Source organism: Brevibacillus sp. MER 51 (assembly GCF_023714195.1).
GTDB lineage: Bacteria > Bacillota > Bacilli > Brevibacillales > Brevibacillaceae > Brevibacillus.
In genome coordinates, this window is the sequence record NZ_JAMAUS010000003.1 from 177,522 (window position 1) to 195,316 (window position 17,795).

The window sequence follows — 17,795 nt, forward strand, 5'->3', positions numbered from 1 at the left end:
CAAATTTCGACTGACTGTGGATAAAAGGAAAAAAACATCCACAAAGGAAATGCTTGGATGCTTATAAGTTACACACAATTTGCCCACATGTTACCAACAAGATGTCCACATTGCTTGTGGATATCCGAACGATTGTTCGATACAAATGCTTCTGGTACAATGGGCTCATATTAAAGATGGAGGTGAGCAAAGGTGAAATACTTAAGTGACCAAATGTTGATAGAAGTATATCATCGAGCTGTCGACCTTCAACTAGATGCAGCTTTTATCGAATTGCTTCGCGAAGAACTACAGCATCGGAATATCCGTATCACGCAGTTCAGCGCCTAAGAGCAAAATCATCACACATACGTCACATATGGCAAAAGCCATCCTCTTTTTCGGGAGGATGGCTTTTGTTATCTCACGCTTGCTCCGTAATAAACTCAAAAGCGGTAATTCCTTTAATTGGTTCTTCATTGGCAAGCAACATTTCAGGCAAATAAAAATAAACAGGACCATCCTCTTTAATAGGCCTGCCGCCTTTGGAGAATTGGAGGATGGCTCTTCTTGCCTCGGCAAGTGGAAGAACGATCGCTTCCTGATCCTCGCGGTGAAGACGGACATGAGTCACCTCTGGTAGGGGCTCAGCATTTGCAATGAAGGGATCAAGGCGCATTCCGTACTCGCCTTCGAGCACTTTGCGTTCTTCGGCTAAACTTTTTCTTTCAGAAGGAAGCGTAGCTCCTTCGCGCAATTCCTTATCCCACTGCGTACCTGTGCCAGCCAAATATTTTGCTTGCGTGGCCAGCGAGCTATCATCTTCGCCCGAGTATGTTTTCAGATCGAATTTGCGTTCATCAAAAACCCAGACGGTTGGATCCAATGTAATAGGGAAAGCAATAGCCCCTTTGAACACGATAACATCAGACATGCGTCATTCCTCCGTGGTCGTTCATAATCAATCTCTATATTACTATAGACCAGCAAATGACAGCAATTATCCGAAAAGCGAAAATTTCATAAAATAGTCTAAAAATTATTGACATACATTTTACAGATTATATAATCATATTAGAAAGTTATTATGTGAGAGTGAACTTTGCCTGTGATATTTGAATTCCTACTGAAAAGTGGGGGGCCAGATAAAAGGCATTGTGTACAAGCCTTTCGATTTTTGAAAAGGCTTTCACGAAAAAAGGGAAGCTCACTTCGTCTTTCTCCCGCTGAACCATCAACGGCGATGAGCGCTAGAGAAGGAAACCTACATCATTCATCCCGAGGATGGTTGCAAAGCCGCAGAAACATTCAGGGAATTCAAACGACTTAGGGGGCGAAACTATGGCGAAAGGCACGAATGTGCAAGCAGATCTGATGAAGCAAAAAGGTATTTTAAAATGGATTGAAACCGTAGGGAATAAACTCCCGCACCCATTTGTACTGTTCATTATTTTGTGTGGCGTGTTAATGGTCGTCTCTGCAATCCTCGCAGCCATGGATTTTTCGGTTATACATCCTGCAAAAGGCGAAGAGGTTGCTGTAAAGAGTTTGCTCAGCGTCGAAGGTATTCATTGGATGTTAACGAGCATGCTGAAAAACTTTATTGAATTTCCAGCACTTGGCCTCGTTCTGGCGATGACGCTTGGAATTGGACTGGCAGAAAAAATCGGTCTTTTGACGACAGTTCTGCGCAAAATGATGGCAGGCATTCCGGCAGCCGTTGTCAGTTATGCCATTGTCTTTGTCGGTATTTTAGGAAATCTTGCTTCTGATGCAGCCATGGTTATTATTCCTCCGCTTGGCGGTCTCGTGTTCTTGGCAATGGGACGTCACCCGATTGCAGGCTTTGCAGCTGGTATGGCTGGTGTATCCTCCGGTTTTACAGCGAACTTTTTCATTGCCGGTACAGATGCTCTCTTGGCAGGGATCAGTACCGAAGTAGCGAAAACAATTGATCCAAATGCAATGGTCACACCTGTAGATAACTGGTTCTTCATGTCAGCTTCCGTTGTCATCCTCGCTTTCTTTGGAGGGTGGATTACCGATAAAATTATCGAACCACGTCTTGGCACGTATCACGGGGATCGAAACGTACAATTCGAGGAAGTAACTCCGCAAGAAAATAAAGCACTGCGCAAAGCTGGTATCGCAGCGTTGATTTTCGTAGTCATTGTAGGGTTGCTGGTCGTTCCGGAGGGTTCACTGCTGCGTGATCCAAAGACAGGTGACTTCTTGACCTCACCGTTTTTGAAAGGGATCATTCCCATCATCTTGTTGTTCTTCGTGACTGTATCGTTTGTGTACGGCAGAGCAATGGGAGTAATTAAAACATCGAAGGACATTCCGCATTACATGTCCGAAGCCATCAAGGATATGTCAGGCTTTATTGTGTTAGCGTTTACAGCAGCGCAGTTCATCGCGTTCTTTAACTGGAGCAACATTGGTATTTTGATGGCTGTCAATGGTGCAGAATTCATGACAAGCATGGGCCTGACAGGCTTGCCGATCATTATTGCCTTCACCCTATTCACAGGTGTTTGTAGCTTGTTTATCACGAGTGGTTCAGCTTTGTGGGCGATCCTCGCACCTGTATTTATGCCAATGCTGATGCTGTTGGATTACAATCCGGCGTTTATCCAAGTCGCTTATCGGATTGCGGACTCCGCAACCAATACGATCTCACCTGTGAATCCGTACATCCCGCTCTTCCTGGCTTTCTATCAGAAGTATAATAAGAATGCCGGGATGGGAACGATTTTCTCTACCATGACTCCATTTGCAATCGTTTTCTTGGTTGTATGGATCTTGCAGTTGACAGTATGGTACTTCCTGGATCTGCCATTTGGCCCTGGCGTATACGCTCGCTAGTCTATTATTTAGTAAGAAGAGAGTCGCTCATCAGGGCGGCTCTTTTTTTCGTACACCAGAAGCTTGGACAATTGGAAAAAGACGGTTTATGCTGTGTGTATGTAAGTGAAGGGACTACGGGGAGGGAACGAGCGTGTACGATTTTGATCAGCGCATCGAACGTAAAGGGACAGATAGTGTCAAATGGGAGATTCAGAATCCGAGAGTCAACGGAGAAGGAATGCTTCCGCTGTGGGTGGCCGACATGGATTTTGCTTGCGCTCCTGAAATCACAGAGGCATTGATCAAACGAGCAAATCACCCGATATACGGATATACGTTGAAGTCAAATGCCCTTTATCAGAGCTTGAAAGAGTGGATACACAAGCGATTTGGTGTAGAGGTAGACGTGAGCTGGATGACAGGGATACCTGGGGTCGTTCCCGGCATTCACGTCGCTGTAGAGGCTTTTACAGCCCCAGGAGACGGTGTCTTGATCCAGACGCCCGTGTACCATCCTTTTTATCATGCAGTCGAAAATCGCGGACGTCATGTCGTTGCCAGCCCACTCATAGAGCGTGACGGGCGTTATGAAATGAATTGGGATGATCTCGAACAAAAGCTGAGCGACACGCGGGTGAAGCTCATGCTGCTCTGCACACCGCATAATCCGATCGGCAGGGTATGGGCCAGAGAAGAGCTGGAGCGCTTGGGGAGATTGTGTGTAGAAAATGGCGTGATTGTGGTTGCCGACGAGATTCATTCCGATTTGGTCTATGAGCCAAATGTTCATACGCCTTACTATTCGCTGGCACCGGAGCTGGCTAACCAGAGCGTTACCTTTCTATCAGCCGCCAAAACGTTTAATTTGGCTGGCCTGTATACTTCCTATTTGATGGCAGAAAATCAGCAGTTATTGCGGGACTTCCAGGTCACAGCATCCAAAATGGGCTACGAGAACCTGAATCTGTTTGGGATGGAAGCAACGATCGCTGCCTACCAACATGGAGAAACATGGCTGGAAGAACTGTTACTCTATTTACGTAAGAATGCGGCCTACGTACATGAGTTTTTATCGACTCGTGTTCCGGGGGTATCTATGGCAATTCCAGAAGCGACATACTTGGGGTGGATGGATTTTAGACAGTTAGGTTGTAGTCAGGCGGAGTTGAACAAGCTCATTCGCGAGGAGGCAAAGCTCGGTTTGCACGATGGCACGACGTTTGGGCCAGATGGTGCAGGGTTTATGCGAATTAATTTTGCCTGCCCGAGATCGATTCTAGTCGAAGCGATGGAACGATTGGAGCACGCTGTTCAGAAGTAGGGATAATTTGACATGTCCCCTATAGAAATCTACAATCGAATCTGTATACATCGACGTAATAGACAGAGGGGATTTTCGATGGATTTGAAACAAGCGTCTGAACAATTGGTACAAGTACGCAACCAATCACTTGAGTATACACACAATGGGAGTGTAGCGTCCTACATCCCTGAATTGGCAAAAGTCGAACCATATCAATTGGGGGTGGCTGTATGCTTGCCCGATGGGACGATCCTTTCTGCTGGTGATGCAGATGTGCCATTCTCGATGCAAAGCATCTCCAAGATTTTCTCGCTGATCGTCGCCTTATGCCAGAACGGGAAGGAATACGTGTTTCGGCATGTGGGGAAAGAACCAACTGGCGACCCGTTTAATTCGATTATTAAACTGGAGACGACCGAATCCCATAAACCACTGAACCCGATGATCAATGCAGGAGCCATTGCGGTTGCTGGCATGATTCGTGGCGCTAACGTGGACGAGCGGCTAGATGCTGTGCTGGCTTTGATGCGGAAAATGACGGGAAACCCTCATCTTACGATCAATCAAGCTGTTTATTGTTCTGAAAAGAAAACGGCTGATCGCAATCGTGCCCTCGCTTGGTTTCTAAAGGACAGCGGCATTCTCGAAACAGATGTAGAAGAGACGCTTGATCTGTATTTTCGCCATTGCTCGATAGAAGTGACAGCGAAGGAAGTAGCTACACTAGGGATGGTCCTTGCAGCGGACGGAATTCTCGTGAATACGGGTGAGCGAGTGATTCCAGAAGAGGTAGCAAGAATCTGCAAGACTTTCATGGTGACTTGTGGGATGTACAATGCCTCTGGTGAGTTTGCGATTGACGTAGGAATCCCTGCGAAAAGCGGGGTTGCCGGTGGTATTATGGCAACCGTGCCACAGCGTATGGGGATTGGTGTGTTCGGTCCGTCCTTGGATGAAAAAGGAAATTCGGTAGCCGGTGTCAAGCTGTTGGAGCTACTCTCAAAAGAGTGGAAGCTTGGTATCTTTTAGCTTCTTGCAGTTGATCTGTCTTCTCCCCTTTTCAAATGGCCCAGAATCGCGTACTATGTATGATAAGGATGGAGGCAAACGGAGGGATAGGTTTTGACAGAAATTAAGGTTCCCGATCTGGAACAAAAAGCGCTAGCGTTGCTTCAAGCAGACGCCGACAAAATTTACAAGCTGATCGACGTACAGATGGAAAACCTGACCATGCCGCAGTGCCCACTGTATGAAGAAGTGCTGGATACTCAAATGTTCGGGCTTTCTCGTGAAGTAGAGTACGCGGTCCGCTTAGGACTGATTAGTGAAGACATTGGTCGAGAAATTATGGGTTCATTGGAACGTAAATTGGCCCATCTTCATGAACTGTTTAATCAAAAGTAAGGCGAGGAGAGCGGCGATTATCCTCGCTTTTCATTTTGTTAAAAGAAAAAACACTTGCCTATTTCGTATATTTATATTAAATTAAATTCTATAATTTTTTATTAATTTTGAAATGCGATGATGGAGACTAGTATGCGGAATCACCGCTTGTCAGGGAGAAGCTGCCTTAGACTGTAAGCAGCTTTGAAGCGCGCCCCGTAGAATTCCCTCCTGAGCAGCCCTCTTAATGGCTTTTCGCCTAGTAGGAGGAATCGGGTCATTCCCGTTATCAATGATGGAGAGAAGTGTGTAGGGTTTCTGTATCCCGTGCACTTAATCAGGGTGGTACCGCGAATAACTCGTCCCTTTTTTGGACGGGTTTTTTTAATTTTCGGGAATGCCCAACAATCGAATCATAGAAACAAGCAAGGAAAGAGACTAGTAAACGGACCTGCTACATGACAGGAAAGGCTGCCATAGACTGAGAGCAGCCTGATGGAAGCCCCGTTGAATTCACTCTTGAGCTGACCTCTGAACGCAGGCGCCGCCAGTAGGAGAGTCCGGGTCACACCCGTTATCAATGACGAAGCGAGGCATCGCCTTTAGGGGGATGTCTAAGTAGGGTGGTACCGCGAGAAATGAAAACTCGTCCCTTTTTGGGGCGGGTTTTTTTGTATCCATTTTTGAGCATAAAAAGAATATCTTTGGAGGGTGAAGACTATGAAACAAGCCGAACAATGGACGAGCAGGCTCGGCTTCATCTTGGCAGCAGCAGGCTCGGCGATTGGATTGGGGGCCATTTGGAAATTTCCTTATATGGTCGGAACGAGCGGTGGTGGAGCGTTCTTTCTCCTTTTCATCATCTTTACACTAGCAATTGGTCTTCCGCTGTTGCTAGGAGAATTCACAATCGGACGCAGTACGCAAAAAGAGGCGATCAGTGCGTACAAAACAATTGCGCCAGGGTCACTCTGGCATTGGATCGGTCGCCTTGGGGTGATCACTTGCTTCTTGCTCTTGTCCTTTTACAGTGTAGTGGGAGGCTGGATTCTTAGTTACCTTCTTCGCGGGTTTACTGGTCAATTGCAAGGGCCAGCTTATGACAAAGTGTTTGGTGAGGTTATCGGTGATCCTGTCAGTGCAGTCGTTGCGCAGTTGGTTTTCATGCTCATTACTGCATGGGTAGTCGCGAGAGGCGTACAGAGTGGAATTGAGTCCGCTAACAAGTACATGATGCCTGGTTTGTTCCTTTTATTCATGGTATTGATGGTTCGCTCCTTGACGTTGGATGGAGCGATGGAGGGCGTTTCCTTCTTTTTGAGTCCTGATTTTTCCAAGCTGAGTGCGCAATCGATCCTGTACGCATTGGGCCAATCCTTTTTCGCGCTGAGCGTCGGGGTGTCTGTCATGGTCACGTACAGCTCGTACCTTGCCAAAAATGAAAGTCTGGTTCGTTCTGCTGGATCGATTGTCAGTTTGAATCTGCTCGTATCGCTGTTTGCCGGTTTGGCGATTTTCCCTGCCGTCTTCTCCCTTGGAGTAGAGCCAACAGCAGGGCCGGGATTACTGTTTATCGTACTGCCTTCTGTGTTTGAACAAATTGCCTTCGGTAGCATTTTTCTATTAATCTTTTTGGCTCTTTTCCTTTTCGCTACGTTGACATCGGCTTTTTCGATGTTGGAAATTATCGTCGCATCTCTTGCAAAAGGGGACGAAACAAAGCGCAAGCGCCTTGCTTGGGTGGTAGGCCTGTTGATCTTTATCGTCGGTGTACCGTCGGCGTTGTCATTCGGCGTATGGAGCGAGGTTACGCTGTTCGGCAAATCTATCTTTGACGCGATGGACTTTTTGGTCAGCAATATCTTGATGCCGCTGGGAGCGCTGCTTATTGCGATCTTCGTTCCTTTGAAAATGAAGCGGGAGACCTTGATCAACGAGCTGGGGGCGCATACTTCTCTGGGCAAACGCCTGTTTATTGTTTGGCTTCTCCTGATTAAATATGTAGCACCTATCGCGATTCTCGCCGTTTTCCTGCAAATGCTGGGAATCTGGTAAAACAACGAAAGGCTTCGCCACTTTAGGATGGCGGAGCCTTTTTTGTTCCTGCGCCCTACGCGAAGAAAAAAACCGTACCCAAAATAATATACACCGTCAACAGGAGTACGCCTTCAAACCAGTTCGTAGCGCCATCCCGTGTGATGGAAATCGTAATAAAGGTAGCAACTCCAATCGCAGCCAATTCAAAGCTAGTGAACACGATGTCCATCGGATTGCCTAGCAAGAGACTGAGAATGACGAGAGTAGGGGCCACAAACAAAGCAATCTGCAAGCTGGAGCCGATCGCGATTTCGACTGCTGCACCGATGCGTCCTTTTAGTGCCAAAAGCATGGCAGCGCTGTGCTCTGCTGCATTCCCGATGATCGCAATGACAAAAGCACCGACGAATAACTCTGACCACCCTAACGATTCGGAGACATGCTGAACTCCCTCTACCAGCCATTCCGAGACAACGGCCACGAAAAAGGTGGAGACAGCAAGCATCAAGAGAGAGACGCCTTTTGACCATACCGCATCACTTTCTTGCGGCTCGATATCCGATAAAAAATCACTGTGGGTAATCATTGAAAAGATGAGCCATAAAATGTAGGCAATGATGAGCAGGCTGGCGATGACGATGCTGATGATCTCTACCTTGATCATAGGCAGATCAAACATGAAGACTGCCGGTATGAACAAAGCGACGATTGCGAGTGTCATCAGGGAAGCATTGTGACTGGCCAGCCTGCTATTGAAGGTTTGTTCCTTGTACTTAAGACCGCCCAGTAGCGTGCTCAAGCCGAGAACCAACAGCATATTTCCGATGATCGCACCGGTAATAGAGGCTTTGACCATATCGAACAAGCCTTCTTTCACCAGAAAAAAAGCAATAATAAGTTCAGCGGCATTTCCGAAGGTAGCGTTAAGAAAGCCCCCGATTCGGTCCCCAGCATAATGGGCGACGCTCTCTGTCGATTTTCCGAGCCAAGCCGCCAAAAAAATGATGGCAAGGGAAGACGTGGCGAATTGGAGCATTTCATTTCCAGAAAAATAGTGGGCGTAAAGGGCTAATAGCATGCTCCCGCCTACTAATGAGAAAAAGAGTTTCAAGTTCATTTCATCACCTCAGCAGTTTTTACGCATCTCTAAACCTTATAGGTATAGAGTTCCTGTTCTGGACAAAACTAACCATGAACTAGAAAAGGGAGGTGTTTTTTATGACCCAGCCTTTATTGTGCCCGACATGTAAATCGAATCGGATGAGGTTCACTGTCATTGAGCAGACCCCTCGCTATATAAGACTGGATCCACAGTCAGGCGAAGTCGTAGCAGAACTCCATCAAGACCAGCTCGATATGTTTCACCAGCCGTACAAAGGTGAGAACTACATGATACAATGTGGAGTTTGCGGGACCACTGAACCGGAAGAACGATTCATCAAAATGGCCCAGCATTTCCAATCACAGCGTTCCAAATGAAACGCGAAAAGGAAAACAGGCACGCAGTTTACGACTGTCGTGCCTGTTTTTAATAGAATGCTAACGGCAAAAAATGTGTCTGCCGATCTTTTTGATTTGAGGGCGGCTCCAAATCCAACCGGATGTAGCAGTATCCGGGTTGAAATAATAAATGGCCCCGTCAGTTGGGTCCCAACCTTTGAGCGCGTCATTCACTGCTTTTTTTGCCTGCTCGTTCGGTGTTAGCCAAATCTGACCATCCGCCACGGCCGTAAAGGCCCGAGGTTCGAAAATAACGCCCGCGGGTGTATTGGGAAAGGACGCGTTTTTCGTCCGGTTTAGAATAACAGCCGCCACTGCCACTTGGCCAATGTAGGGCTCTCCACGCGATTCTCCGTAAACGGCATTCGCCATCAGACGCAGGTCGTTCTCCGATATTCCAGCTGCGTGATACGTAGGTTTAGAAGGCGTAGAAGGCTTCGTTGGTGCAGGAGTTGCGGTTTGTGGCACCCCGAGATCAGAAGCAGTGGGCTTATAATTTTTCGTTGCGTTGTACAGCTTTACTTTCGTCTGCGCCCCAAGGACACCGTCTACGGTTAAGCCAAACTCATACTGAAAGTTACGCAGCGCCCAATAAGAACGCCATCCGAATACCCCGTCTACTTTTCCGGTATAGAAGCCAAGGTGCTTCAAGCGATACTGCATTTCGCGCACGTCTGAGCCTTCTTCCCCTACTTTGACGATCTGCTTACTGAATGCATCCGAGCGCAAGGGAGATACCATAACCGCAGACGTAACCAGAAGTGCGAATACTACTACAGCTAGCAGCCATTTGACAGGCTGTTTCATTTCTTACCCTCCTTCGGGTATGGATTTGTATATCAGTTGATTATTGTTAGGTTCTCCAACTTCCGTCATTTTGGTCTTAGTAAAATATTGGAGAATGCGTAGACTACGAGTACATGTATTTGCACTTTGTCCTGAAAGGGGAAGATTTTGATGCAGGTCGCGCAATATTTGACGGAGCAATTGATTAGATGGGGAGTAAAACGAATCTACGGGGTGGCAGGTGACGGAATCTTTGCCTGGCTGGATCAGATCGCGAAGCAATCCGACATTCAATACATTGCTTGCAAGCATGAATCTGCTGCGGCCATGATGGCAAGTGCGGAAGCAAAACTGACGGGGTTTCCGGCTGTTTGTACCGCGACGATGGGACCGGGTTTCGTCAATCTGCTGAATGGACTTGCAGATGCCCATACGGATCGTGTACCTGTCATTGCAATTACAGGTCAAGTGGAGACATACAAGCTGGGTGGTGCGTACAAGCAGTTTATCTCACAAGAAGATATGATACGCCCCATCAGTTTTTATTCGACAACGATTACGCATCCAGACGCAATCCAAAGTGTTCTGCACAAAGCATTTGTCACGGCTATGCAACAAAAAGGAGTGACACATCTCGCCATTTGCAAGGATGTCTTCACCCAAACGACTTCAGAAGCTGTCCTTGCAGCACTTCCACGTATTCCACATGCCATTTATCCTGATCGGATGGAGATTGAGCTCGCTTCCGAGCAGGTTGCGAAGGCGAAAAAGCCTCTCGTTCTCCTTGGAATCGGTGCCCGCAAGTCGGCCGATTCGTGTGTGAAGCTAGCGGAACAGCTAGGGGCAGGGGTGTTGCTGTCGCTCGGAGCAAAAGGGACGGTTGATGAATCTCATCCACTTGTGATTGGCGGTTGGGGAGAGGGGGGTAGCGAAACCGCTTTACATGCGTTAGCGGAAGCAGATTTGTTGCTGATTCTGGGAGCGAGCTGGTTCCCTCGTACTTTTTTGCCGAAGAAACTGTCCGTCATTCAAGTAGATCATCAGCCTGGATCCATACATGCTCATCCCTACCTCCAGTCTGTCACAGCTGAATTGGATGATGTCCTGCCGATCTGGATGAGGCGTTTGCAATCGCACAGAAAAGACGATGCGTGGCAGGAACAGATCAAGCGTTGGCATGGAGAGTTTGGCGAGGAGACAGAGCAAGTAGTCATTCAACAAGTGAGTGAACGAGTAAAGCCACAAACCTTGATGCATACACTTGGGGGCATGGTCAATGAAGATGCGATTATCGTCCTGGATACGGGGGAGCACACAATCTGGTTTAACCGTGCGTTCCGTGGGAAAAAACAGACCCCACTCTTTTCGGGAAAGTGGCGAACAATGGGATTCGGGTTGCCTGCGGCTGTGGCTGCAAAGCTCACCTATCCTGAGAAGCAGGTCGTCTGCGTCGCTGGGGATGGGGGATTACAAATGAATCTGGCGGAACTTATGACAGCGGCCCAGCACCAACTTCCGATTGTGATTCTTGTGGTGAACAATGGGACATTAGGATTGGAAGAGGTGAAAATGAGTCAGGCGGGCTTGATCCCTTTTGGAGTGAAATTGCGTAATCCAGATTTTCAGCAATTGGCGAGTGCTTGCGGAATCAGCGGCAAGGTTGTCAAAGAGGTACAAGCTCTTGAGCCAGTATTGCGGGAGGCTTTTGCTGCAGATCAGTTGACACTCGTTGACATACATTGCACGTCTCCGACACTAACGGAGAGAAAAAAACAAATTTCCTTCCAAGCCCAAGCATGATTTGTTTATAATGAAAGAAAAGGCAAATGAAACCAGTGGGGGAAGAACGAAACGGGCGAAGAGGAGGGCGTCCTGATGGCTGACAGGCTTGGCGAAATCAGAGTAGCAGATCAGGTGATCGCAATCATTGCTGGCGTTGCTGTAGAAGAAGTGTTGGAAGTCACAGTCCGTTCAGGCGGAATCTATCAAGATTTGGCGAAAAAGCTGAATGGCGGCGCGAAAGGCATTACTGTATCCGTAATCGACGACAGAGTCACCATTGACATGCGTGTATCCGTCCGTTATGGGGCACAGATCCATCACGTCTGTCACGTCCTACAGGAAAAAGTAAAAGAAGCGGTGGAAACACTGACAGGTCTTTATGTGGAAGCTGTGAATGTGCGGGTGGAAACAATCGAACTTCTTCGAAATGAGTAAGAAAAAAGGGATACTGGACGCATCCGGTATCCCTTTTGTTTGTTTTTTACATGGCATATGGCTGTTTTTGTAATTGCTCTTCTACCTTCTGGCGACTGACTTCCCGCGATATACTGAGTAAAAAGCCAGTGGAGAGCAGACATACGAGTAAGGAGGAACCACCATAACTGATAAACGGCAATGGTACACCTGTCAAAGGAATCAAACCCGTCACTCCGCCGATGTTTAAGATCGCCTGAATGGCAAACATGCTGACAACACCGATACCTGCCAGACTGGCAAAGGTGTCTTTTACGCGCAGACAAATATGGATGCCTCGCAGCAGGAAAAGCAAGAAAATCAAGAGGAACACCGAGGCACCGATAAAACCAAGCTCTTCTGTCATGATCGAGAAAATAAAATCGGTATGTCTCTCGGGCAAATACAAATACTTTTGAATGCTTTTTCCAAAGCCTGTCCCAGTCAGACCGCCATGTGCAATCGCAATCCAGGATTGAATAATGTTGTAGCCGGTGCCATCCATATCACTCCACGGATTGAGGTACGAGTAAATCCGATTCAAGGCATGGGGCTTTGCTGTGATGTATACCAATAGAGCAACAGTCACAGCTGGTGCACCGAGACCGACCAGTTGACGGATTTTGGCTCCACCGCAGATCATGACAATCAAAGCACACCCGAGCAAGATGGCGGCAGAACCGAGGTCAGGTTGGACTACAATCATCATAAAAAACATCCCCGTTACCATCAGTGGGGGCATCAAACCAGATTTCAGCTTTTGAATCCCGTTCCCTTTTTTGGAGATGATCGCTGCCAAGTACAGAATAAGGCCAAGCTTGGCAAACTCCGCAGGCTGAATAGTTGCAGAACCGATTTCAAACCATGATCGAGCTCCGTTCACTTCCTTACCAATACCCGGAACAAGAACCAGGAGCAAAGAAAAGAAACTGACGAGCGCAATCAATAAGAAGTTTCTCTTATAAAAGGAGAAGGGAATGTTCATGGCCACCAGCATCCCAACGACACCGAGCAGCAAGAAAACGGATTGACGCTTCACGAAATAAAGCTCATCTCCGCGACAGTAATCACAGCCGCCGCTTGTAAAGCTCGTCAATGCGAAAATGGAGCTGGAGCTGAGCACCATGGTTATCCCAAACCCAACAAGTAGGGCGGTCAAAAACAGGAGCAAGAAGTCAGGTACGCCCCTCGTCTTCATAAAAATAACCCCCCTCTACGTGAAACAGAGAGGGGATTCCTCTCTGTACACCGTGCCATTTCATTTTTTAGTGTGAGGACAGCTTTTCACCCAGCATTTGCAGCTTCAACTTCGCTGTTTTTACAACGGAGTCTGGCATTGGGTAATCGTAATCCAGACCGTGTGGGAAAAGGTGTTTGCCCATGTAAGGATCTTCGAGCTTCAGGACTGCGTGCGTATCCTCAAGTTTGCCTTCTGTCACGTTCGCTTCGATGCGCAGGTAGAAGACGTTGCCTTTATCTTGGATTTTATAATCGTATGTAGCATGCTTGTAATCCCAAGCGCCGCGATCAAAGCCGAGTTCGCTCATATAATGCTCCAGATCGGCGAAAAAGACTTCTTTCGTGCCAATACCCGTGTCCTTAATGACCATTCTTTTTCCTCCTAAAAATGGGTGAGATATTCACTTATTAATCATAGTCTGTTTTTGGAAGAAGCGCAATATATCATACTCTTTCTTGCGAATGAAACGATAGATGAGCGGACAAACTACAATCGTTGATTAGCAAAAGGAGGAGAATGAAATGGCAAAGCTGGAAAATCGCACTCTGCGCGAAATTATGACAAAAGATGTCGCTACTGTGACGCTTAAGGATAATGTGTATGAAGTGGCTTGCAAAATGCGCGATTGGAATGTAGGGGTCATTCCGGTTGTAGATGAAAAAAATGATGTGATCGGCGTGATTACGGATCGTGATATTGTGATTCGCGGTTTGGCTGAAAAGCATGAAGGATCGACTGCAACCGAGGTTGTCATGACCCGAGACATTATTCTCGGTCAGCCAGGAATGACGGTTGATGAAGCAGCAAAGGTGATGGCTCAGCATCAAATTCGTCGCCTGCCCGTTGTCGAGCATGGCAAGCTGGTCGGAATTGTGGCGTTGGCAGATATGGCTGTTCGTCAAGTCCACCACGATGAGGCGAGTGACGCTCTCCAACAAATTTCTGAGCCGGCCCCACATTAATAAGTATAGAAATGAGCTGTCGGGAGGAATCCGGCAGCTTTTTTTCTTTCTATCTGTACATTCACGCTGCGTCAAGGTTTATGATAAGAAAAGAATGATACAGGGAGAGAGTTCCATGCAAATCAAAGACATGGCCCATCGCTTGCAAATAACCCCGCGTGCGATTCGATATTATGAAGAAAAAGGGCTAATCAAGCCATCGAAAGCAGATGCATCCGGTTATCGCCAGTTCACAGAGGAAGATGTCTGGAGACTGCAAACCATCATTACACTGCGCGAGGTCGGGATGGCGGTAGAAGACATTCGGGAGCTTCTGATTCAAATGAAAGATCAGGAAGGCACTCTTCTCCATTATTTAGAGCTGCAGCGTTCGTTTATGTATACAAGATGGGTAGAAATGAGCAAGGTCATCCAAACGACAGAAGCGATGATTGAGCGGATAAAGGGTAGAGAGTCGATTGATCCAGCAGAGCTGTTTACATTGGCAGAGGCGAACAAGCGATTAAAGCAGACTCGGGATAACTGGGTGGATCGATGGAATTTTAATGAATGGGCGGACCGATACGACGAATGGGTACATGGCGGGAATGGTCACGAATCTTACGAAAACGTGCTGGATGAAGTCGTTGCGACAGTTGCAGTCAAACCGGGAGAATGTGGCCTAGATGCCGGAACGGGAACTGGAAACCTCGCAGGGCTTCTTGTGAAAAAAGGAGCCAGGATGAGCGGGTTCGACCAATCACCGCAAATGCTGAAGCAATGCAGAGCGAAACACCCAGAGGTCGAGACGAAGCTGGGAACCTTTTTCGCCTTTCCGTTTTTAGAAAATCGGTTTGACTTTGTGGCTACGAGTTACGCCTTGCACCATTTGACGGATGATCAAAAGCAGCTTGCCTTGGCGGAATGTCGTCGTGTGTTAAAACCAGGGGGACGCTTGGTCATTGCCGATTTGATGTTTGTGGATCAGGCACATAGACAAGCGCATCTTGTTGCACTAGAGGAGGCTGGCCATACGAGCGTGATAGCAGATATTCAGGACCGCTGTTATGCTGATCGCTCTCGGTTGCTACAGGAGCTTGTTCATCTTGGTTTTACGAATGAAGTCAGACAGCTAGGTACCTATACGCATTTGATCCTGTCTACTAGTAAGTAGTACATTCTTGTTGAGGTTTTTTAAAAGCCGTCTGTCGAACACGCATTTCACTTTTGGGCTCTTCCACCTACTGGCACGCGTCTAGCCTTTTGCATAGGCTGTAGCGAGAAGGAAAGGAGGACTCCACCATGGGTCTGTTCGACGGTTTTTTTGATCGCGAGAACGAGGAATTTATATGGATTATTATTGTCGTGGTCGTCCTGTTGTTCTTGTTTAGTGCCGATCGTGACTAAAATCTGGACGTATAAACAAAACGACCTTGCGCGAAGGTCGTTTTTTTCGTTACCCAAAATGGACTTCTTTATCCAACACATACTCCAGCGGTGGCAGTTCTCGTGGCGCTGCGTAGGGGGTCAAGGAGAAGCCAACACTATCGAGTTGATCGGGAAGGGCAGGACTGACCATAAACTGCAGGGAGATTTTTCGCTCAGAGCCGCGCGCTCCGCTTTTGCGTACATGGTGCTCCTGTGAGCTTTTGATTTCAAGCATGAGATGTGGGCGTAGCATACCAATGTCTTCATAATCGGTCAATCCCGATTTTATCTCGACATGAACGATGCTCAAATTCTTGTGTTGCATGGCATGTGTCAATGTGTAGGTAAAACCATCAAGCACAGTTGTTTTCATAATTGGCAGCACACCGATCAATTCGCCGTGCTCGTCAGGGAATACGGGCCTTATTTCAGAATTTAATGTGTGCATAAACCAACCAAGTTCAGCTTCATCGATACCGTATTTCTCAGCCCATTCCTGTCGGATTTCCTGGGGTGGGGTTAATCTTTTCCCGTTTGCAAGCACTTTTCGCTCACGAAGTAGCTGAAGAATACTCTCGTCGATTTTTTTGCATTCGTCGTTGTACTGGTTTGGTACAAGTTGAAATTCAGTCCAACCCATCAAGAATCGCTCCCTTTCCATTTTCATTATTTTACCAAAAGTCTTGAGTGTTTGTACTTTTTTCTCTCCTATTGACCTGCGCGGGCAAATCCACTACGCTGGAAAACAATGCAACATAGAAGAGGAGAAGGAAGTCTATGAAACGATTTGCTATGTATCTGCTCGCACTGGCTCTTTTGCTATCGGCCTGTGGAGCGTCCGGCAAACCAGAAGCTAACGGCGAGATGGATGCTGTGATCAAACGAGTGGTTGATGGCGATACATTCGAGCTGGACAGCGGGGAAAAAGTCCGTATGATTGGCGTAGATACCCCGGAGACAGTGAAACCCAACCATCCAGTCGAACCTTATGGGAAAGAAGCGAGCAATTACTCCAAGGAGCTTTTAACGGGTAAAAAGGTTAAGCTGAAGTTCGATGTCGAGCCCTATGACAAATACAAGCGTTTGCTTGCTTACGTATATTTGGAAGATGGAACCTTTGTCAATGAAAAGCTCGTTCGTGACGGCTACGCCCGGATCATGACGATCCCACCGAATGTAGCCCAAGCAGAGCTGTTCCTGGCAGCCGAGCGTGAGGCGCGGGAGCAGAATCGAGGGCTTTGGGCTTTAGAAGGGAAAAAGGCAGGGGCTCCTAAGGAAAAAGCCAAGCCCCAAAAACCATCCAATAACAATACCGCCGCAGACGCTGCACCATCAGAAGGTAAGACCATCAAGGGCAATGTCAACAGCAAGGGCGAGAAAATCTATCACGTTCCTGGCTCCGCTAGCTATGAGCAAACAAAAGCGGAAATGTGGTTTGCGACGGAGGAAGAAGCCCAGCAAGCAGGTTTTCGGGCGCCAAAACGATAAGACATGCAAGAAACATGAGCCGCATAAATGAAAATGTAAGCCTCGTCTGCTTTGGCAGTCGGGGCTTTTTCCTTGTCGAAAAAAATTTCAGAAATGTTACAGAACGATGTTATATGATGAAAAAAGGTCAAAAGACCTATGGTAAATGCCGTTACATAAGATAAAGGGATTAGTGAACTTGCCCGCCATTTTTCCCGAATGAAGCACAATTTGCAAGATTTATTAGAACGAGTCTCCTTCCATTCACAACAAGTAACCGCTTCCTCCGAGGAATTGACAGCAACGAGCATTTGAGCATGCGATCAGCTCATCCATTGAAGCGAACAAAACAGCAACAGAAGGGAATGAAGTGGTTGCCAAATCTATCGAACAAATGAATGGGATTAATCAAAAAGTGAGCTCTTCAACTGAAGTGGTCAATATGCTCGGCGAAAAATCAAAAGAAGTCGGTTCAATCGTTTCGATTATTACGGAAATAGCGAGTCAAACGAATCTCGAAAAGAACACAAGAAATGTCAGGACAAATCAATGAAGCCAATAACGGAACCGTTTCCGTCGTGGAATTTTCAGAGGGAATTGCGCATGTTTCAAGAATGGCGGCGGAGAACAAACAGCTTCTATGGAA

The 17,795-nt window shown here is 47.2% G+C and carries 19 protein-coding genes and 2 other annotated features; of the genes, 13 read left to right on the forward strand and 6 right to left on the reverse strand.

Annotation, left to right across the window (positions count from 1 at the left end):
• Window positions 1-192: 192 nt before the first annotated feature.
• On the forward strand, window positions 193-330 hold the full coding sequence (sda, locus tag M3630_RS07920; protein ID WP_007725857.1) for a sporulation histidine kinase inhibitor Sda: 138 nt from the start codon (window positions 193-195) through the stop codon (window positions 328-330).
• A 73-nt stretch (window positions 331-403) separates the two neighbouring features.
• On the opposite strand, the gene M3630_RS07925 is transcribed toward sda, so the two are convergent.
• Window positions 404-913, reverse strand: a complete 510-nt coding sequence (locus M3630_RS07925; RefSeq protein ID WP_251251769.1) for a molybdopterin-binding protein — start codon at window positions 911-913, stop codon at window positions 404-406.
• 407 nt (window positions 914-1,320) lie between these two features.
• On the opposite strand from M3630_RS07925, the gene M3630_RS07930 reads away from it, so the two are divergent.
• The 5 genes from M3630_RS07930 to M3630_RS07950 all read left to right on the forward strand — a co-directional run bounded on the left by M3630_RS07930 (window position 1,321) and on the right by M3630_RS07950 (window position 7,570).
• Window positions 1,321-2,847 carry an AbgT family transporter gene (locus tag M3630_RS07930; protein ID WP_251251770.1) on the forward strand — a complete coding sequence of 509 codons (1,527 nt, stop codon included), beginning with the start codon at window positions 1,321-1,323 and terminating at the stop codon, window positions 2,845-2,847.
• A gap of 133 nt (window positions 2,848-2,980) precedes the next feature.
• Window positions 2,981-4,150, forward strand: coding sequence for a MalY/PatB family protein (locus tag M3630_RS07935; protein WP_251251771.1), 1,170 nt, complete (start codon window positions 2,981-2,983; stop codon window positions 4,148-4,150).
• Between the two features lie 78 nt (window positions 4,151-4,228).
• Window positions 4,229-5,161 (forward strand): glutaminase A, encoded by a 933-nt coding sequence (gene glsA, locus M3630_RS07940; protein WP_251251772.1) that lies wholly within the window; start codon window positions 4,229-4,231, stop codon window positions 5,159-5,161.
• A gap of 93 nt (window positions 5,162-5,254) precedes the next feature.
• Window positions 5,255-5,536 (forward strand): Fpa/YlaN family protein, encoded by a 282-nt coding sequence (locus M3630_RS07945; RefSeq protein WP_007725848.1) that lies wholly within the window; start codon window positions 5,255-5,257, stop codon window positions 5,534-5,536.
• 108 nt (window positions 5,537-5,644) lie between these two features.
• Window positions 5,645-5,885, forward strand: a binding site (T-box leader).
• A gap of 49 nt (window positions 5,886-5,934) precedes the next feature.
• Window positions 5,935-6,172: a binding site (T-box leader), on the forward strand.
• A gap of 63 nt (window positions 6,173-6,235) precedes the next feature.
• Window positions 6,236-7,570, forward strand: a complete 1,335-nt coding sequence (locus tag M3630_RS07950) for a sodium-dependent transporter (RefSeq protein ID WP_251251773.1) — start codon at window positions 6,236-6,238, stop codon at window positions 7,568-7,570.
• 55 nt (window positions 7,571-7,625) lie between these two features.
• Here the strand turns inward: M3630_RS07950 and cax are convergent, their stop codons facing one another.
• On the reverse strand, window positions 7,626-8,669 hold the full coding sequence (cax, locus tag M3630_RS07955; protein ID WP_173609667.1) for a calcium/proton exchanger: 1,044 nt from the start codon (window positions 8,667-8,669) through the stop codon (window positions 7,626-7,628).
• Between the two features lie 101 nt (window positions 8,670-8,770).
• On the opposite strand from cax, the gene M3630_RS07960 reads away from it, so the two are divergent.
• Complete coding sequence (locus M3630_RS07960; RefSeq protein ID WP_173609666.1) at window positions 8,771-9,031, forward strand: hypothetical protein; 261 nt, start codon at window positions 8,771-8,773, stop codon at window positions 9,029-9,031.
• Between the two features lie 60 nt (window positions 9,032-9,091).
• On the opposite strand, the gene sleB is transcribed toward M3630_RS07960, so the two are convergent.
• Window positions 9,092-9,859: a spore cortex-lytic enzyme gene (gene sleB / locus M3630_RS07965; protein WP_251251774.1), complete on the reverse strand. Its 768-nt coding sequence runs from the start codon at window positions 9,857-9,859 to the stop codon at window positions 9,092-9,094.
• A gap of 150 nt (window positions 9,860-10,009) precedes the next feature.
• On the opposite strand from sleB, the gene M3630_RS07970 reads away from it, so the two are divergent.
• Window positions 10,010-11,638, forward strand: a complete 1,629-nt coding sequence (locus M3630_RS07970) for a thiamine pyrophosphate-binding protein (RefSeq protein ID WP_251251775.1) — start codon at window positions 10,010-10,012, stop codon at window positions 11,636-11,638.
• A gap of 75 nt (window positions 11,639-11,713) precedes the next feature.
• Window positions 11,714-12,055: an Asp23/Gls24 family envelope stress response protein gene (locus tag M3630_RS07975; RefSeq protein WP_251251776.1), complete on the forward strand. Its 342-nt coding sequence runs from the start codon at window positions 11,714-11,716 to the stop codon at window positions 12,053-12,055.
• A 46-nt stretch (window positions 12,056-12,101) separates the two neighbouring features.
• On the opposite strand, the gene ftsW is transcribed toward M3630_RS07975, so the two are convergent.
• Entirely contained in the window at window positions 12,102-13,271 is a 1,170-nt protein-coding gene (gene ftsW, locus M3630_RS07980) for a putative lipid II flippase FtsW (RefSeq protein WP_251251777.1), read from the reverse strand.
• 67 nt (window positions 13,272-13,338) lie between these two features.
• Window positions 13,339-13,683, reverse strand: coding sequence for a YugN family protein (locus M3630_RS07985; RefSeq protein ID WP_047068784.1), 345 nt, complete (start codon window positions 13,681-13,683; stop codon window positions 13,339-13,341).
• 151 nt (window positions 13,684-13,834) lie between these two features.
• Here M3630_RS07985 and M3630_RS07990 point away from each other — a divergent pair, with 151 nt between their 5' ends.
• Both M3630_RS07990 and M3630_RS07995 read left to right on the forward strand, forming a co-directional pair.
• Window positions 13,835-14,275, forward strand: a complete 441-nt coding sequence (locus M3630_RS07990) for a CBS domain-containing protein (RefSeq protein WP_173609661.1) — start codon at window positions 13,835-13,837, stop codon at window positions 14,273-14,275.
• Window positions 14,276-14,390: 115 nt separating this feature from the next.
• Complete coding sequence (locus tag M3630_RS07995; protein ID WP_251251778.1) at window positions 14,391-15,428, forward strand: MerR family transcriptional regulator; 1,038 nt, start codon at window positions 14,391-14,393, stop codon at window positions 15,426-15,428.
• A gap of 282 nt (window positions 15,429-15,710) precedes the next feature.
• Here M3630_RS07995 and M3630_RS08000 read toward each other — a convergent pair whose 3' ends face one another.
• Window positions 15,711-16,322 carry a hypothetical protein gene (locus tag M3630_RS08000; RefSeq protein ID WP_251251779.1) on the reverse strand — a complete coding sequence of 204 codons (612 nt, stop codon included), beginning with the start codon at window positions 16,320-16,322 and terminating at the stop codon, window positions 15,711-15,713.
• A gap of 137 nt (window positions 16,323-16,459) precedes the next feature.
• On the opposite strand from M3630_RS08000, the gene M3630_RS08005 reads away from it, so the two are divergent.
• Both M3630_RS08005 and M3630_RS08010 read left to right on the forward strand, forming a co-directional pair.
• Window positions 16,460-17,170, forward strand: coding sequence for a thermonuclease family protein (locus M3630_RS08005; protein ID WP_251251780.1), 711 nt, complete (start codon window positions 16,460-16,462; stop codon window positions 17,168-17,170).
• 349 nt (window positions 17,171-17,519) lie between these two features.
• Window positions 17,520-17,702: a hypothetical protein gene (locus M3630_RS08010; RefSeq protein WP_251251781.1), complete on the forward strand. Its 183-nt coding sequence runs from the start codon at window positions 17,520-17,522 to the stop codon at window positions 17,700-17,702.
• Window positions 17,703-17,795: the final 93 nt, after the last annotated feature.

Excerpts from the sequence above, each read along its gene's own strand:
- M3630_RS07950 (WP_251251773.1), top strand. The coding sequence starts at position 6,236 with ATGAAACAAGCCGAACAATGGACGAGCAGGCTCGGCTTCATCTTGGCA.
- M3630_RS07960 (WP_173609666.1), top strand. The coding sequence starts at position 8,771 with ATGACCCAGCCTTTATTGTGCCCGACATGTAAATCGAATCGGATGAGG.
- M3630_RS08005 (WP_251251780.1), top strand. The coding sequence starts at position 16,460 with ATGAAACGATTTGCTATGTATCTGCTCGCACTGGCTCTTTTGCTATCG.
- M3630_RS07975 (WP_251251776.1), top strand. The coding sequence starts at position 11,714 with ATGGCTGACAGGCTTGGCGAAATCAGAGTAGCAGATCAGGTGATCGCA.
- M3630_RS07990 (WP_173609661.1), top strand. The coding sequence starts at position 13,835 with ATGGCAAAGCTGGAAAATCGCACTCTGCGCGAAATTATGACAAAAGAT.
- M3630_RS07970 (WP_251251775.1), top strand. The coding sequence starts at position 10,010 with ATGCAGGTCGCGCAATATTTGACGGAGCAATTGATTAGATGGGGAGTA.
- glsA (WP_251251772.1), top strand. The coding sequence starts at position 4,229 with ATGGATTTGAAACAAGCGTCTGAACAATTGGTACAAGTACGCAACCAA.
- M3630_RS07995 (WP_251251778.1), top strand. The coding sequence starts at position 14,391 with ATGCAAATCAAAGACATGGCCCATCGCTTGCAAATAACCCCGCGTGCG.
- M3630_RS07930 (WP_251251770.1), top strand. The coding sequence starts at position 1,321 with ATGGCGAAAGGCACGAATGTGCAAGCAGATCTGATGAAGCAAAAAGGT.
- cax (WP_173609667.1), bottom strand. The coding sequence starts at position 8,669 with ATGAACTTGAAACTCTTTTTCTCATTAGTAGGCGGGAGCATGCTATTA.
- M3630_RS08000 (WP_251251779.1), bottom strand. The coding sequence starts at position 16,322 with ATGGGTTGGACTGAATTTCAACTTGTACCAAACCAGTACAACGACGAA.
- sleB (WP_251251774.1), bottom strand. The coding sequence starts at position 9,859 with ATGAAACAGCCTGTCAAATGGCTGCTAGCTGTAGTAGTATTCGCACTT.
- ftsW (WP_251251777.1), bottom strand. The coding sequence starts at position 13,271 with ATGAAGACGAGGGGCGTACCTGACTTCTTGCTCCTGTTTTTGACCGCC.
- M3630_RS07925 (WP_251251769.1), bottom strand. The coding sequence starts at position 913 with ATGTCTGATGTTATCGTGTTCAAAGGGGCTATTGCTTTCCCTATTACA.
- M3630_RS07985 (WP_047068784.1), bottom strand. The coding sequence starts at position 13,683 with ATGGTCATTAAGGACACGGGTATTGGCACGAAAGAAGTCTTTTTCGCC.